Origin of the sequence: Bradyrhizobium sp. ISRA464, assembly GCF_029910095.1 — a bacterium.
Taxonomy (GTDB): domain Bacteria; phylum Pseudomonadota; class Alphaproteobacteria; order Rhizobiales; family Xanthobacteraceae; genus Bradyrhizobium.
This window is the reverse complement of the sequence record NZ_CP094526.1, coordinates 266556-281911: the sequence shown is the minus strand read 5'-3', so window position 1 is coordinate 281911 and position 15356 is coordinate 266556. Positions and strand designations below refer to the sequence as shown.

The window sequence follows — 15356 nt, the reverse complement described above, 5'->3', positions numbered from 1 at the left end:
TTCGCGCGGTTTCAAGAGGGTGTCTTGAGCGCGTTTCCGGATTAATAAAGGATTCGTTGAAGATCCCCTCCCCACAAGGTTAAGCGTGTCGGTCGCTCAAAGCAGACGCATCTCGACGCTGATTGCTGGCCGCTTCGCCCGCAGCATGGTCGCACGCGCCAGCGGTGGAACCGTCGCGCTGTCGCGGCTGTGGCCCGGCCGCACCGACCGACTGATCATCGCGCCGCACGACCTCCGCACGGCGGACGCCACCCGCGCAGCGGAAATCTATGCCGGCCGATTCGTCTTCGCCGGCAAGATCGTCACCTGCCATGGACGCTCGATCTTCGACCTCGAGCCGCCGTCGGAAGATTGGGAAGCCGCCCTGCTCGGCTTCGGCTGGCTGCGCCATCTGCGCGCCGCCGACACCGCGCTGACCCGCGCCAACGCCCGCTCGCTGGTCGACCACTGGATCTCCAACCAGGCGCGCAAGCGGCCGCTGGAGAGCCGCGCCGATGTGCGCGCCCGCCGCGTGATCTCGCTGTTGTCGCAGGCACCGCTGGTGCTCGGCGACAGCGACAGCAAGTTTTACCGCAAATATCTGCGCGGGCTGGCGCGCGAGATCCGCTATTTGCGCTACTCCGCGCTCGACAATGACGGCGTTCCGCGGCTGCAGGCGCTGATCGCGCTGTGCTACGCCTCGCTCTGCCTCGCCAACCAGGCGCGCAACATCAAGGCGACCTCACGCAAGCTGTCGGAGGAGTTGCAGCGCCAGATCCTGCCCGATGGCGGCCATATCTCGCGCAATCCCGGCGCGCTGGTCGAATTGCTCAGCGATCTGCTGCCGCTGCGGCAGACGTTTGCCGCGCGGAACATCGCGCCGCCGCCGGCGCTACTCAATGCCATCGACCGCATGATGCCGATGCTGCGCTTCTTCCGGCACGGCGACGGCAGCTTCGCGCTGTTCAACGGCATGAGCACCGCGCCATCCGATCTCGTGGCGACACTGCTCGCCTATGACGACACGCGTGGCGTGCCGATGTCGAGCATGCCGCATTCCGGCTTCCAACGGATCGACGCCGGCACGGCGACCGTGATCGTCGACACCGGCCTGCCACCGCCGCCCAGCGTCAGCCAGGACGCACATGCCGGCTGCCTGTCGTTCGAGCTCTCGTCCGGTCCGAGCCGCATCGTCGTCAATTGCGGGATGCCGTCCACCGGGCGCGAGAATTGGCGGCCGTTCGCGCGCTCCACCGCGGCGCATTCGACGCTGACCTATCACGAGGCCTCGTCGTGCCAATTCGTCGAGCTGTCGGCGATGAAGCGCTTGCTGCGCGGCGCGCCGATCACCAGCGGCCCCAGCCATGTCGAGAACTACCGCGAGACCGTCACCGAAGGCGACATGCTGACCACCTCGCATGACGGTTATCTCTCCCGCTTTGGCGTGATCCATCGCCGCGTGCTGATATTGGCGCACGACGGCACGCGCCTTGAGGGCGAGGATTCGGTGGCGCCGGCGCAGGGCGGCCGCATCAAGGGCGCCGAGGCTGACTTTGCGCTGCGCTTCCACCTGCATCCATCGGTGAAGGCCAGCCGCCTGTCGGACGCACGCGGCGTCATGCTGGTGCTGCCCAACCGCGACGTCTGGACCTTCGAGGCCTACGACGACAAGGTCGATCTCGAGGACAGCGTCTTCCTGGCCGGCAATGACGGCCCGCGCCGCACCTCCCAGATCGTGATCCGGCAGGACGCCCGGCAGGCCTCCACGGTCCGCTGGAGCTTCGTGCGCTCCTCGGCCTCTGCCTCGGCCACCAACGCCCGGCGCAATGCCCGCCGCGAGCCGGAACTGCCGTTGTAAATTTGTGACGAAACCGGCCCATCCCGGTTCCGCACCCTGCCAAACCGTGCTACCCGGCTGCCTTAACAGCTAGGGAATCCCCACATGACCGACCAATTGCGCCGCGTGACCCGCGCTTTGTTGTCCGTTTCCGACAAGACCGGCCTGATCGACTTCGCCAAGGCGCTTGCCGGACATGGCGTCGAACTGGTCTCGACCGGCGGTACGGCCAAAGCCATCGCCGCAGCCGGTTTGAAGGTCAAGGACGTCTCCGAGCTCACCGGCTTCCCCGAGATGATGGACGGCCGGGTCAAGACGCTGCACCCGAAGGTGCATGGCGGCCTGCTTGCGATCCGCGACAACAAGGAGCACGCGGCGGCAATGCAGGCGCACGGCATCGCGCCAATCGATCTGCTGGTCGTCAATCTCTATCCGTTCGAGGCGACCGTCGACAAAGGCGCCGGCTTCGAGGAGTGCATCGAGAACATCGACATCGGCGGCCCGGCGATGATCCGCGCCGCGGCGAAGAACCATGACGACGTCGCCGTGGTGGTCGAGGCGCAGGACTATTCTGCGGTGCTCGACGAGCTCGCCGCGCACAAGGGCGCAACCTCGCTTGGCCTGCGCAGGCGGCTGGCCGCCAAAGCCTATGCCCGCACCGCGGCCTATGACGCCGCGATCTCGAACTGGTTTTCCGTGCAGCTCGACACCAGGGCGCCGGACTTCCGCGCCTTCGGCGGCAGGCTGATCCAGTCGCTGCGCTACGGCGAGAATCCGCACCAGACCGCGGCCTTCTACGCCACGCCGGACAAGCGGCCCGGCGTCGCCACCGCGCGGCAGCTTCAGGGCAAGGAGCTGTCCTACAACAACATCAACGACACCGATGCGGCCTATGAATGCATCGGCGAGTTCGATCCGAACCGCACCGCGGCTTGCGTCATCGTCAAGCACGCCAACCCTTGTGGCGTTGCCGAGGGGCCCGATCTCGCCACCGCCTACGCCCGCGCGCTCGCCTGCGACTCGACCTCGGCCTATGGCGGCATCATCGCCGTCAACCGCACGCTCGACGCCGACGCCGCGCGCGCCATCATCGGCATTTTCACCGAGGTGATCATCGCGCCCGATGCGACCGAGGAAGCGATCTCGATCATCGCCAGCCGGCGCAATTTGCGCCTGCTGCTCGCGGGTGGCTTGCCGAACCCGCGCGCGGTCGGCCTCACGGCCAAGACGGTCGCCGGCGGCCTGCTGGTGCAGAGCCGCGACAATGCCGTGGTCGAGGACATGAACCTCAAGGTCGCGACCAAGCGCGCACCGACCGATGCCGAGCTGCGCGATCTGAAATTCGCCTTCCGCGTCGCCAAGCACGTCAAGTCGAACACCATCATCTACGCCAAGGATCTCGCCACCGTCGGCATCGGCGCCGGCCAGATGAGCCGGGTCGATTCCGCGCGCATCGCCGCACGCAAGGCGCTGGATGCGGCGGCCGAGTTGAAGCTGGCGGAGCCCTTGACCAAAGGCTCGGTGGTCGCCTCCGACGCGTTCTTCCCGTTCGCCGACGGCATGCTTGCCTGCATCGAGGCCGGCGCCACCGCGGTGATCCAGCCCGGCGGCTCGATGCGCGACGACGAGGTGATCAAGGCCGCCGACGAGCACGGCATCGCGATGGTGTTCACCGGCGTGCGGCACTTCCGGCACTGATCACGGCCTGTAGCCCGGATGGAGCGTAGCGAAATCCGGGTCCGCCTGCCCGCGGAGAGATCTTCCCGGATTGCGCTTCGCTCCATCCGGGCTACGAATTGCTACGCGTCGGCGCGCACCTTCGCCAGCAGCACCAAGCCGACGAGGAAAAACACCACCAGCACCGCCATGCCGGCCTTCTGACTCGCGGTCGCCGCGGTGATCGCGCCGATCAGCAGCGGGCCAATGAACGACGTCACCTTCCCGGTCAGCGCGAACAGACCAAAATACTGCGCGATGCGATCCTTCGGCGCCAGACGGATCAAAAGCGAGCGCGATGCCGCCTGCAGCGGCGCGCCGGTGGCGCCGATCAGGCAACCCAGCACGATATAGGCGCGCTCGGCGGCGCCGGCGAACAACGGGCCGCCGGGCACCGGAGGCGAGACCGGTATGAACAGGATCGAATCCTTGTTCACGGTGAGGATCGTGACGATCGCAAACAGCAGGATCAGCAGGCTGCCCGTGATGACACGCTTCGGCCCGAACGCATCATCGAGCTTGCCGCCGAGCCACCCGCCGAACGTGCCGGCAATCGCCAGGATGATGCCGAACGTGCCGATGCGGATCGTGTCCCACCCGAAGGTGCCCGCTGCATAGATGCCCCCGAAGGCAAACAGCGACACTAGCCCGTCGGTGTAGATCATGTTCGCGAGCAGGAACCGCGCCATCGATTTCTGCTTCGGAAGGCTCGCCAATGACTCTCGCAGCTCGCGCAGGCCTTCACCGAGCGCATCGCGCAACCGACGCTTGGCCGGATAATCCGGCGTGAACAGGAACATCGGCGCGACGAAGATGATGAACCACAGCCCGGTCAGCGGTCCGGTGATGCGATCGCCTTCATGGGTGGCGGGATCGAGACCGAACAGCGGGGTGAAGCCGAACAGCGTGCGGCCGGTCTCGGCATTGGCGGCGAGGAAGCCGAGCACCAGCACGAGGCTCAGGATGCCGCCAACATAGCCGGTGGCCCAGCCGGTACCCGAGAGCCTCCCGATCCTGTCGGGTGGTACCAGCGTCGGCATCATCGCATTGTTGAAGACGGTCGCGAACTCGACGCCGACGCTTGCGATCGCATAGGCCAGCAGCAGCACGGGAATGACGTCGGGATTTCCGGGCTTGCCGATCCACATCGCGCTCGCGCCGATGACGAGCAGCGCACCAAAGCCTGCGATCCACGGCTTGCGGCGGCCGCTGGCATCGGCAATCGCGCCCAGCACGGGCGACAGCAGCGCGATCGCGAGCCCGGCGGCTGCCGTGGCAAAACCCCACATCGACTGACCGCTCGCCGGATCTGATGCGACGAAGCTCGCGAAATAGGGCGCGAACACGAAGGTCGTGATCAGGGTGAAATAGGGCTGAGCGGCCCAGTCGAAGAAGATCCAGCTGATGACGGCGGCGCGTCCCGGATAGGTCTTCACGTCGTCGATGCCTGTCTGTGCCGTCGCCGCCATCGTCATAAAGATTCCTCAAGTTGAGTCACGAACAGGCGTTTTGCCTCACCGACGCGTCCCCATATAGCATGAGTTTGTTTTGCGAATGTCACATCGACGAAGAGCAGGGGGCTTCGATGACACGTGCCGCAACGATATCGCGACGGTTGTTTGCCGCTCTCCTGTTGATCGGTATCGCTGCGCCGGCGTTCAGCCAGGAGCAGCGCCGCTTCTATTTGCCGCCGGCCGCCGACGCGATTCGCAGCATCCCCGCCGAAAACGGCATGGTGGTGGCGCAGGAGAAACTCGCCGCGCAGGTCGGCGCCGATTTCCTGCGGCGGGGTGGCAATGCGGTCGATGCCGCAGTCGCCACCGGCTTTGCGATGGCGGTGACCTATCCGCGCGCCGGCAATATCGGCGGCGGCGGCTTCATGGTGATCCATCTTGCCGAACGCAACCAGGACGTCACGATCGACTACCGCGAGACCGCGCCGCAGGCCGCGACGCGCGACATGTTCCTGGACGCAGACGGCAAGCCCGACCCCAACAAATCGCGCTATTCCGCGCTCGGCATCGGCGTGCCCGGCACTGTTGCCGGACTTGCACTGGCGCTTGAGAAATACGGCTCCGGCAAGTTCACGCTGGCGCAGATCATTCAGCCCGCGATCGACCTGGCGCGCGACGGCTTCATCGTCACCGACGATACATCCGACACCCTGTCCGACATGTATCGCCACATGTCGCGCTGGCCGAATTCGGCCAGGACTTTCTCGCATGCCAACGGCAGCCCGTTGCACGAGGGCGACCGGCTGATCCAGAGCGATCTCACGGCGACGCTGACGGCGATCGCGGAGCAGGGCCCGCGCGGCTTCTATGAAGGTGTGGTCGCCGAGAAGCTCGTCAAGGGCATCCGTGACGCCGGCGGCATCATCAGCCTCGACGACCTGAAATCCTATCAGCCGGTCATCCGCCCGCCGATCCGCGGCACCTATCGGGGCTATGACATCGTCTCGATGCCGCAGCCTTCCTCGGGCGGCGTGGTGCTGCTGGAGATCCTGAACATCCTCGAAGGCTTTCCGATGTCCGACATGAAGCAAGGCTCGGCGGCCTCGCTGCATGTGATGATCGAGGCGATGAAGCGCGCCTATGCCGATCGTGCGCGCTATCTCGGCGATCCCGCCTTCGTCGACGCGCCCACGCAATTGTTGATCTCGAAGGATTACGCCGCGAAGCAGCGCGCGACCATCGATCTCGCCCGCGCCACGCCCTGGACCGACGTGCGGAACGCAAAGCCGCCGCACGAGGGCGACAACACCACGCACTATTCCGTCGTCGATGCCAGCGGCAACGCCGTCAGCAACACCTACACGCTGAACTTCCCCTACGGCGTCGGCCTCGTCGCCGAGGGGACCGGCGTGCTGCTCAACAACGAGCTCGACGATTTCGCCGCTGCGCCGGGCGCCTCCAACGCCTTCGGCCTGGTCGGCTTCGAAGCCAACCTGCCCGGCCCCGGCAAGCGCCCGTTGTCGTCGATGTCGCCGACCATCGTGCTGAAGGACGGCAGGCCGGTGCTGGTGACGGGATCGCCCGGCGGCAGCCGTATCATCTCCGCGGTGACGCAGATCATCGTCGACGTGATCGATTACAAGATGGACATCGCCGCCGCCGTTGCGGCGCCGCGCGTGCATCATCAATGGCTGCCCGACGAGGTCAGGATCGAGCGCGGCTTTCCCGAGCAGGTGCTAGACGAGCTGAAGGCCAAGGGCCACAAGCTGGTCCAGCCGCTCGGCTACTCCTCAGCCAACTCGATACTGGTCACGTCCAGCGGACTGCTCGGCGCGCCCGACCCGCGCACGCGCGGCTCGGAGGCGGCGGCACAGTGAGACGAAACCGCAGGGCGGGCACAGCACAAGCGTGTCCACCATCGCGGGCACATCGCGCATCGATGCGCACGGCGCAAATGCACCTTTGCCCACCCACCAGCATCGCGGTAAATTGCCGCCTCCGCGCAAGCCGGCCGCGGATTTCGGAAGTGCCGGCGACAATTGCTTCCAAGGGAACGCGCATGAGTTCAGCCGAATCCAAACCGATGGAAGTCGCGGAGATCCAGGACAGCAGTCTTCTTGCCTTCTATCGCGACATGAACGTGCAGGAACGGCGCACGTTCTGGGCCTGCGGTGCGGGCTGGGCGCTCGACGGCATGGATTTCATGATCTATCCGCTGGTGATCGGCACCATCATCGCGCTGTGGAAGGTCGATGCCGGCACCGCGGGGCTCGCCGGCACGGTGACGCTGTTGTCATCGGCCGTCGGCGGCTGGCTCGGCGGCTACCTCTCCGATCGCATCGGGCGGGTGAAGACGCTGCAATTCACCATCCTCTGGTTCTCCTTCTTCTCGCTGGTCTGCGCCATCGTGCAGAATTTCGATCAGCTCCTGATCGCCCGCGCGCTGCTCGGCCTGGGCTTCGGCGGCGAATGGGCGGCGGGCGCCGTGCTGATGGGCGAAGCGATCCGGCCGCAATATCGCGGACGCGCAGTCGGCTCAGTGCAATCCGGATGGGCGATCGGCTGGGGCTTTGCCGTGCTGGCGCAGGCGGTGCTGTTCTCAATCCTGCCTGCGGAGAGCGCATGGCGCTGGATGTTCGTGATCGGCGCGCTGCCGGCGCTGCTGGTGTTCTATCTCCGCCGCTACGTTGCCGAGCCCGAGATCTCCGCCGCGACATTGGCGCAACAGCAGGCGTCCGGCAGCGGACCGGCCGCATTGTGGGAGATCTTTCACGGGCCGATCCTGAGGACGACAATCCTGGCCTCGCTGGTCGGCACCGGCATGCAGGGCGGCTATTACGCCGTCACCTTCTGGGTGCCGCGCTTCCTCACCACCGAGCGCAAGCTCTCGGTGGTCGGCTCCACCGGTTATCTCGCGACCCTGATCATCGGCTCCTTCATCGGTTATCTGGTCGGGGCCTGGCTCGCCGACCGCATCGGCCGGCGCAACCTGTTCCTGATCTTCTCGCTCGGCGCGATCGCGGTGGTGCTGCTCTACACCCAGCTGCCGCTGTCCAATGAAGTGCTTTGGATACTCGGCTTTCCGCTCGGCTTCTTCGCCTCCGGCTATTTCTCCGGCATGGGCGCGTTCCTGACCGAGCTCTACCCGACGCGGCTGCGCGGCTCCGGCCAGGGTTTCTGCTACAATTTCGGCCGCGGTGTCGGTGCGCTGTTCCCCTATCTGGTCGGTGCACTGTCGACGACGACGTCGCTCGCCAACGCGATCGCGATCTTCGCGGTGGCGGCCTATGGCGTCTTCTTCCTCGCCGCCTACGCGCTGCCGGAGACGCGCGGCCGCGTGCTGCATGCGGATGCGTAGCGCCTGTCGTAGTTGCGCGATGGCGGCGGCGCTTGCTTCGTCGTCCCCTCCCCCACAAGGGCGGAGGAAGCCCTAGTAATGTGTGCCCTAACTGTGGAGGAGCCGGCAAATGACGTCCCTCAAAGGCAAGACGCTGTTCATCTCGGGCGCGAGCCGCGGCATCGGGCTTGCGATTGCGCTTCGCGCCGCGCGTGATGGCGCAAATATCGCGATCGCGGCGAAGACCGCCGAGCCGCATCCCAAGCTGACGGGCACGATCTACACCGCCGCCGACGAGGTCCGCGCCGCCGGCGGCAAGGCGCTGCCGGTGATCTGCGATATCAGGGATGAGGCGCAGGTGGTGGCGGCGATCGAGCGGACCGTCGCGGAGTTCGGCGGTATCGACATCTGCGTCAACAATGCCAGCGCCATCAGCCTGACCACCTCGCAAGCGACCGACATGAAGCGGTTCGACCTGATGATGGGTATCAATACGCGCGGCACCTTCATGGTGTCGAAATACTGCATCCCGCATCTGAAGAAGGCGGAGAACCCGCATATCCTGATGCTGTCGCCGCCGCTCGACATGAAGACGAAGTGGTTCGAGCATTCGACCGCCTATACGATGGCGAAGTACGGCATGAGCATGTGCGTGCTCGGGCTCGCGGGCGAGCTGAAATCCGCCGGCATCGCCGTCAATGCGCTGTGGCCGCGCACCACGATCGCAACTGCCGCGGTCGGCAATTTGCTCGGCGGCGACGCCATGATGCGCGCGAGCCGCACGCCGGAGATCATGGGCGATGCGGCCTACGCGATCGTCACCCGGCCGTCGCGCGAATTTACCGGCCACTTCTGCATCGACGACAAGGTGCTCTACGCCAACGGCGTGCGGGACTTCGAGCGCTATCGCGTCGACGCTTCCGTGCCGCTGATATCGGATTTCTTTGTGCCCGACGACGACGTGCCGCCGCCCGGCGTCACGGTGCAGCCCTTGCCCTCGGTCGGCAGCGCACAGGCATCCCGCTAAGGCATGATCGCGCTTCAGACGATGAGCCGAAGCACGGCGATGCATCTTTATCTCACCGCGTTCGGAGAGCGTGGAGTTTCACAAGAGGTGACGCGTGCGCGCTCGGATCTGGATCGCGTTGGCGATGCTGCTGCCGGTCACGGTTGTGGTTGCGGGCAGCTATTTTCGTGCCGACAAGGCTGCCCGCTTCATGGCCGACTTCGTCGCGCACAATGTCTGCATCAGGACCTTCGTTTCCGGGCTCGACCCGGATGCCAATTTTGCGGCGATCGCGGACGTCCCGAGCGTTCGGCCGTGGCGGTACGTGATGAGTTACCAGGTCGATCGAACAGCCAAAGTCGTCGAGACATCGGTCATGGGAGTCGTGCACGGGCAGGCCACATTTCGCCAAGGCTTTGGTTGCACCTTGCGGCTCGGGCCAAAGCCTCCCTACCTGCTCCGGAGCGACCTCGACGCACTGAGAACTCCGACGTCGCCGGCATTGTTGCCGGACATCGCCCCTCCGACAGTTGTCGAGCCGTCGAACGCCGCGCTCGTGAGTGCGCTCGATCATGCATTCGAGGAGCCCGCAGGGGAGGTGTCGCGCAGGACCAAGGCCGTGGTGGTGGTCCACAACGGTCGTGTCATCGCCGAACGCTATGCGCCGGGAGTTGGCGTCGACACGCAGCTGCTCGGATTCTCGCTCAGCAAGTCGGTCGTGAATGCGTTGATCGGCATTCTCCAGCGCAAAAATCTCATCCAACCCTCGATGGCGGCGCCGATCGCTCAGTGGCAGGGCGCCAATGATCTGCGTCGTGCGATCACGGTCGAGCATCTGATGCGGATGACGTCCGGACTGGCGCTGGACGAAACGTTCCTCGGCTTCGACGAGGCCAGCCGGATGTACCTGGACGAAGACATGACCGGCTACGCCGCGAAAGCGCCGTTGATCGCGCCGCCGGGGACGCGATGGCACTATTCCAGCGGCTCAGCCCAACTCCTGGCTGGGATCATTCGCGATATCGTCGGCGGGCCGGAACAGACACTAGCCTTTGCATGGCGCGAGCTGCTCAATCCGCTCGGCATGCGCCACGTGACGCTGGAATTCGACGCATCCGGAACGTTGCAAGGCGCGTCCAACATGCTTGCGAGCGCGCGCGATTGGGCGCGGTTCGGCATGCTCTACCTGAACAACGGTCAGATCGGTAACGTGCGTCTCTTCAACGAGAACTGGGTGGATTTCTCCGCCGCGGCGACGCTCGATACCGACTACGGCGCCGGGTTCTGGACCAATCGCAGCACGGCCAAGGGTGCAGCGAACCGGATCAGGGCCGGCATCCCGCGCGACGCCTTCTTTGCCGCAGGTTTCCTCGACCAGCGTATCGCGATCATTCCGTCGCGAAACCTCGTGATCGTGCGCCTGGGGGATTCCACCGGCCGGTCCGGTGGTGGTGTCGAACGGCTCATCGCCGAGGTCTTGTCGGCGATCAAGCAATAGCGCGGCTGCACCACCTATTCACGCGGACCGGTATCCACTTCGCTCCAAAGCGTTCTAGATCGCGGACGCGTTCAGCCGTGCGCGCCAGTGCTGCACGCGCTCCTTGAGCATCGTATCGCGCACATAGGCCAATTCCTCATCCTCGATGCGCTCCAGCGTTTCGAGGGAGAAGCTGGCTTCACCGTGCGTCGTCCATGCCCGCTGCAGTTCGGCATCGCGGTGATCGCCCATGCGCAGCGTGAACCAGATGCGGTTCTGGATCTTCTCGAGATCGAGCGCCTGCCCGACCCAGACCTCGCCGGATGCGCGACAGCGGATCGCGAAGACTCCGGCGACGCTCGTACGCTTCTTGTAGTCGGCGATGGCGAGCTTTCTGGTCTCGGATTTCATGGCGGCTCCATTCGGCTGGTCGACCATTTATATCCGGATATTATTGACAATGCAATTACACCCGGATAAAAACAGCCTCCGTTTAGGAATCGATTGGACGACCGGACATGGACGCAACCTGCCATCTGGAGCCGACCTGGAACGCCGGTCGCGACTTCGCCCAACGCGAGATCGCGGGCGAGCTGGTGATGCTCAATCTGCTGCGCTTTCGGGAGACCGCCGACTATTCGGCGAGCCCCGAATTGGCCCCGCCGCAGCCGATCACCGGCGCGGAGGCCTACGACCGCTACATCGCGCACACCCTGCCCTTCCTGCGGAAGAGCGGCGGCGATCTGCTGTTCATGGGCGAAGGCGGTCCGTTCCTGATCGGACCCGAGGGCGAGCGCTGGGACCGCGCGATGCTGATCCGGCAGAAGAGCCGCGGGGCTTTCCTCGCCTTCGCCGTGGCGGAGGCCTATCTCGCCGGCATCGGCCATCGCACCGCGGCGCTGTCGGACTCGCGGCTGCTCCCGCTGGTCGAGCTGCGGCGATGAGTGAGGCGCTATCGGCCGACTTGGTACGGTCCGCCCTTCTCCAGCGCCCGGGCATAGGCCGGGCGCGCGTGAATGCGCTCGAGGAACGCCACGCATTTCGGATGGCCGTCCTCGAGCCCGCCGCGCGCCGCGGCGGCTTCGAGCGGAAAGCTCATCTGGATGTCGGCGCCCGTAAATTCATTGCCGGCGAACCATTCGCTCTTGCCGAGCTCACCTTCCCAATAGGCCATGTGCTGCCTGAGCTGCGGGTTGACCAGCGTGGAGAGTGCCTGGTTGGACACCTTGCGCACCAGCGGCCGCAGCAGCGCCGGCGCGCGCTTCGGCATCAGCGTGAACAGCAGCTTCAGCAGCAGCGGCGGCATCGCCGAGCCTTCGGCGTAGTGCAGCCAATAGGTGTAGCGCAGCCGCTCCGGCGTATTCGCGGGCGGAATCAGCCGGCCATTGCCGTAGGTACCGATGATGTATTCGAGGATCGCACCGGATTCCGCGATCGTATTGCCGTTGTCGGTGATGACAGGCGACTTGCCGAGCGGATGCACGGCCAACAGCTCTTTCGGCGCGCGCATGTCGGGCTGTCGCTGGTAGCGCACGATCTCGTAAGGCACGTCCAATTCCTCGAGCAGCCACAGCACGCGCTGCGAGCGGGAATTGTTCAGATGATGAACCGTCAGCATGGGTGTCCCTCGGGTCGTCGGCGCAGGCAAGCGGCGCTTGGTGCCAGCCTGACGCAAGAAAGTCGAGATGCACGCGTCGTGATTGCCTCAAATTGCCCGGGCAATATCTCACGCAACCGAAGAGGTCCGCAATGAACCCTGCCTATGTCGCCTTCGAGGGGGATCACCGCATCGCGGCCGGCGACCTCCCCCACGTCGCCCGCGCCGCCAAGCAAGTGCACGACCGCCGCAAGGACGCGGCGATCCTGGTGTTCGACGGCCGCACCTCCGCATTGGTCGATATCGATTTCCGCGGCTCGGTCGACGACGTGCTGGCGCGCCTGCCGAAGCTCGAGGCTCCCGCGGCGGACGAGCCGCCCGCACCCGTCGCGCCGCGCGGCCCCGGCCGCCCCAAACTTGGCGTCGTCGCGCGCGAGATCACGCTGCTGCCGCGGCATTGGGACTGGCTGGCACAGCAGAAAGGCGGCGCGTCGGTCGCGATCCGCAAGCTGATCGACGAGGCGCGGCGCGCGAGCGGCGACAAGGACCGCACGCGGCTCGCCCAGGACGCCGCCTATCGCTTCATGACCGCGATGGCCGGCAACCGTCCGCATTACGAGGACGCGATCCGCGCCCTGTTCGCGCATGACCGGCGGCGCTTCGTAACATTGATCGCAGACTGGCCGGCCGACATCCGCGACCATGCGGTCGGGCTCGCCTACAGCGATCAAGCGGACTAGCGCGGGGATGAGTAGCCACGAAACAAGCTGCGCTCCCTCTCCCGCTTGCGGGGGAGGGTTGGGGTGGGGGTCTCGCCGCCCGGGAAACTCTTCGTGTGGAGAGAGCCCCCACCCGGATCGCATCTGAAGATGCGATCCGACCTCCCCCGCAAGCGGGAGAGGTGCAGCGAGTGTGCCGCCAGCACGCTCAATTAAACGCATTACTCACACACTCAGCTCCGTTCGGGAAATCGATGTGCCCCCCTCCATCCCTGCGGAAGGCCTTTCTGTTCTTCCTCGCGCCGATACTGCTCAGCAACGTCATGCAATCGTCGTTCGGCACCATCATTTCGGCCAGATGACCGATGTCCAGATCGCCTATCCGACCATATTCGTGCTGCAGATGGCCTATTACGGGCTGGTATGGCGCAGGCAGACGATCAAGCGTCTGATTTGACATCGCGCGCCGCGGCTCACATGATGACTATCATATTCTACTGATGGCGCCTGCGACAGCGGGCCCATGCTAAGCGAGCCGAGGGAGAGACCGCCGTGCGCCAGAATCCGCAATTCCTGTTCGATTTCGGCAGTCCCAACGCCTTCCTCAGCCATGAGGCGATCCCGGCGATCGAGAAGCGCACCGGTGTCAAATTCGAATATGTGCCGATCCTGCTCGGCGGCATCTTCAAGGCCACCAACAACAAGTCGCCGGCCGAGACGCTGGCGGGCGTCAAGAACAAGCCCGAGTTCCAGAAGATCGAGACCGAGCGCTTCCTCAAGCGCTTCAATGTCAAGCCCTATACCTTGAACCCGTTCTTCCCGGTCAACACGCTGAACCTGATGCGCGCGGCGGTCGCCGCACAGCTCGAGGGCGTGTTCGAGAAATATGTCGAGGCCGCCTTTCACCACATGTGGGTCGAGCCGAAGAAGATGGACGACCCCGAAGTCGCCGGCAAAGCCATCGCCTCGTCTGGCCTCGACGCCGCAAGGCTGTTCGCCCGTGCGCAGGAGCCGGACGTGAAGGCCAAGCTGATCGCGAACACCCAGTCCGCGGTGGAGCGCGGCGCGTTCGGCTCGCCGACCTTCTTCGTCGGCAACGAGATCTTCTTCGGCAAGGAGCAGCTGCGCGAAGTCGAGGAAATGGTTAAGGGAGCGAATGGGGAGTAGCGGATGGCTGATGGCACGCACATATTGCTAACTCCCTACTCGCTATTCGCCAGCTCTCCTCAAGCAACAAAGAAGGACTAAATCCCATGCGCGTTCTCGTGGTCGGCGCCGGCGCGATCGGCGGATATTTCGGCGGCCGGATGCTTCAGGCCGGCCGCGACGTCACCTTTCTGGTGCGCCCCAAGCGCGCGTCCGAGCTGGCCTCGGCCGGGCTCGTGATCAAGAGCCCGAACGGCGACGTCACGCTGACGAATCCGCCGACCGTGCAGGCCGACAAGCTCTCCGAGAAATTCGACGTCGTGCTGTTGAGCTGCAAGGCATTCGATCTCGACGATGCGATCAAGTCCTTTGCGCCGGCCGTCGGCGACAAGACCGCGATCATTCCGCTGCTCAACGGCATGCTGCATCTCGACGTGCTGGACAGGACATTCGGCGCACCCCACGTGCTCGGCGGGCTCTGCGCGATCGCGGCGACGCTGAACGAGGCGCGCGAGGTGGTGCAGCTTCAGCCGATGCAGTCGCTGAATTTCGGCGAGCGTGCTGGCGGGATCTCGGACCGGGTACGCGCGATCGCGGACACCTTCTCTGTCGTCAACGGCGCGGCCGCCAGCGATCACATCATGCAGGACATGTGGGAGAAGTGGGTGTTCCTGGCCTCCCTCGCCGCCTCCACCAGCCTGATGCGGACCTCGGTCGGCAACATCCTGGCCGCGCCCGGCGGCAAGGACTTCCTGATCGGCATCCTCGACGAATGCAGCGCGATCGCCGCCGACGCCGGCCATATGCCGGGCGGCCCGTTCTTCCAGCGCACCCGCGGGCTGCTCACGACCGAAGGCTCGCCGATGACGGCGTCGATGTTCCGCGACATCAAGGCCGGGCTTCCGGTCGAGGCCGATCACGTGATCGGCGATCTGATCGTGCGCGCGGATGCGGCCAAGATTCCGGTACCGAAGCTGCGCACGGCGTACACGCATCTGAAGGCATACGAGAAGCAGCGAGGAGGTTAGCTCTGTAGCCCGGATGCAGCGCAGCGGAATCCGGGTCCAGTTGATCTGCGATACGACGAT

At 65.3% G+C, this 15356-nt stretch carries 14 protein-coding genes; 11 read left to right on the top strand and 3 right to left on the bottom strand.

Features of this window, described 5'->3' with window-relative positions; genetic code table 11:
- Nucleotides 1–85: 85 nt before the first annotated feature.
- Nucleotides 86–1837 (top strand): heparinase II/III family protein, encoded by a 1752-nt coding sequence (locus MTX19_RS01360; RefSeq protein WP_280982127.1) that lies wholly within the window; start codon nt 86–88, stop codon nt 1835–1837.
- 84 nt (nt 1838–1921) lie between these two features.
- Nucleotides 1922–3514 carry a bifunctional phosphoribosylaminoimidazolecarboxamide formyltransferase/IMP cyclohydrolase gene (purH, locus tag MTX19_RS01355; RefSeq protein ID WP_280982126.1) on the top strand — a complete coding sequence of 531 codons (1593 nt, stop codon included), beginning with the start codon at nt 1922–1924 and terminating at the stop codon, nt 3512–3514.
- Nucleotides 3515–3615: 101 nt separating this feature from the next.
- On the opposite strand, the gene MTX19_RS01350 is transcribed toward purH, so the two are convergent.
- Nucleotides 3616–5007, bottom strand: coding sequence for an MFS transporter (locus tag MTX19_RS01350; RefSeq protein WP_280982125.1), 1392 nt, complete (start codon nt 5005–5007; stop codon nt 3616–3618).
- A 110-nt stretch (nt 5008–5117) separates the two neighbouring features.
- On the opposite strand from MTX19_RS01350, the gene ggt reads away from it, so the two are divergent.
- The 4 genes from ggt (at nt 5118) to MTX19_RS01330 (ending at nt 10827) form a co-directional block, all read left to right on the top strand.
- The gene (ggt, locus tag MTX19_RS01345; RefSeq protein WP_280985799.1) at nt 5118–6863 is read left to right on the top strand and encodes a gamma-glutamyltransferase; all 1746 of its coding nucleotides are present in this window, start codon (nt 5118–5120) and stop codon (nt 6861–6863) included.
- A 182-nt stretch (nt 6864–7045) separates the two neighbouring features.
- Nucleotides 7046–8344 (top strand): MFS transporter, encoded by a 1299-nt coding sequence (locus tag MTX19_RS01340; protein WP_280982124.1) that lies wholly within the window; start codon nt 7046–7048, stop codon nt 8342–8344.
- A 109-nt stretch (nt 8345–8453) separates the two neighbouring features.
- A complete protein-coding gene (locus tag MTX19_RS01335) occupies nt 8454–9350 on the top strand; it encodes an NAD(P)-dependent oxidoreductase (RefSeq protein ID WP_280982123.1) in 897 nt (298 codons plus the stop codon).
- Nucleotides 9351–9444: 94 nt separating this feature from the next.
- Nucleotides 9445–10827 carry a serine hydrolase gene (locus MTX19_RS01330; RefSeq protein ID WP_280982122.1) on the top strand — a complete coding sequence of 461 codons (1383 nt, stop codon included), beginning with the start codon at nt 9445–9447 and terminating at the stop codon, nt 10825–10827.
- A 54-nt stretch (nt 10828–10881) separates the two neighbouring features.
- Here MTX19_RS01330 and MTX19_RS01325 read toward each other — a convergent pair whose 3' ends face one another.
- Nucleotides 10882–11217 (bottom strand): GIY-YIG nuclease family protein, encoded by a 336-nt coding sequence (locus tag MTX19_RS01325; RefSeq protein WP_280985798.1) that lies wholly within the window; start codon nt 11215–11217, stop codon nt 10882–10884.
- 107 nt (nt 11218–11324) lie between these two features.
- Here MTX19_RS01325 and MTX19_RS01320 point away from each other — a divergent pair, with 107 nt between their 5' ends.
- On the top strand, nt 11325–11750 hold the full coding sequence (locus tag MTX19_RS01320; protein WP_280982121.1) for a DUF1330 domain-containing protein: 426 nt from the start codon (nt 11325–11327) through the stop codon (nt 11748–11750).
- An 8-nt stretch (nt 11751–11758) separates the two neighbouring features.
- Here the strand turns inward: MTX19_RS01320 and MTX19_RS01315 are convergent, their stop codons facing one another.
- Complete coding sequence (locus tag MTX19_RS01315) at nt 11759–12424, bottom strand: glutathione S-transferase (RefSeq protein WP_280982120.1); 666 nt, start codon at nt 12422–12424, stop codon at nt 11759–11761.
- Between the two features lie 131 nt (nt 12425–12555).
- On the opposite strand from MTX19_RS01315, the gene MTX19_RS01310 reads away from it, so the two are divergent.
- From MTX19_RS01310 to panE, 4 genes are all read left to right on the top strand, one after another.
- Nucleotides 12556–13143 (top strand): DUF2239 family protein, encoded by a 588-nt coding sequence (locus MTX19_RS01310; protein WP_280982119.1) that lies wholly within the window; start codon nt 12556–12558, stop codon nt 13141–13143.
- 172 nt (nt 13144–13315) lie between these two features.
- Nucleotides 13316–13579: a hypothetical protein gene (locus tag MTX19_RS01305; protein WP_280982118.1), complete on the top strand. Its 264-nt coding sequence runs from the start codon at nt 13316–13318 to the stop codon at nt 13577–13579.
- A gap of 95 nt (nt 13580–13674) precedes the next feature.
- Complete coding sequence (locus MTX19_RS01300; RefSeq protein WP_280982117.1) at nt 13675–14289, top strand: 2-hydroxychromene-2-carboxylate isomerase; 615 nt, start codon at nt 13675–13677, stop codon at nt 14287–14289.
- An 86-nt stretch (nt 14290–14375) separates the two neighbouring features.
- Nucleotides 14376–15296, top strand: coding sequence for a 2-dehydropantoate 2-reductase (gene panE, locus MTX19_RS01295; RefSeq protein ID WP_280982116.1), 921 nt, complete (start codon nt 14376–14378; stop codon nt 15294–15296).
- The last annotated feature ends 60 nt before the right edge of the window (nt 15297–15356 follow it).

Excerpts from the sequence above, each read along its gene's own strand:
- purH (WP_280982126.1), top strand. The coding sequence starts at position 1,922 with ATGACCGACCAATTGCGCCGCGTGACCCGCGCTTTGTTGTCCGTTTCC.
- MTX19_RS01335 (WP_280982123.1), top strand. The coding sequence starts at position 8,454 with ATGACGTCCCTCAAAGGCAAGACGCTGTTCATCTCGGGCGCGAGCCGC.
- MTX19_RS01340 (WP_280982124.1), top strand. The coding sequence starts at position 7,046 with ATGAGTTCAGCCGAATCCAAACCGATGGAAGTCGCGGAGATCCAGGAC.
- MTX19_RS01310 (WP_280982119.1), top strand. The coding sequence starts at position 12,556 with ATGAACCCTGCCTATGTCGCCTTCGAGGGGGATCACCGCATCGCGGCC.
- ggt (WP_280985799.1), top strand. The coding sequence starts at position 5,118 with ATGACACGTGCCGCAACGATATCGCGACGGTTGTTTGCCGCTCTCCTG.
- MTX19_RS01350 (WP_280982125.1), bottom strand. The coding sequence starts at position 5,007 with ATGACGATGGCGGCGACGGCACAGACAGGCATCGACGACGTGAAGACC.
- panE (WP_280982116.1), top strand. The coding sequence starts at position 14,376 with ATGCGCGTTCTCGTGGTCGGCGCCGGCGCGATCGGCGGATATTTCGGC.
- MTX19_RS01325 (WP_280985798.1), bottom strand. The coding sequence starts at position 11,217 with ATGAAATCCGAGACCAGAAAGCTCGCCATCGCCGACTACAAGAAGCGT.
- MTX19_RS01320 (WP_280982121.1), top strand. The coding sequence starts at position 11,325 with ATGGACGCAACCTGCCATCTGGAGCCGACCTGGAACGCCGGTCGCGAC.
- MTX19_RS01315 (WP_280982120.1), bottom strand. The coding sequence starts at position 12,424 with ATGCTGACGGTTCATCATCTGAACAATTCCCGCTCGCAGCGCGTGCTG.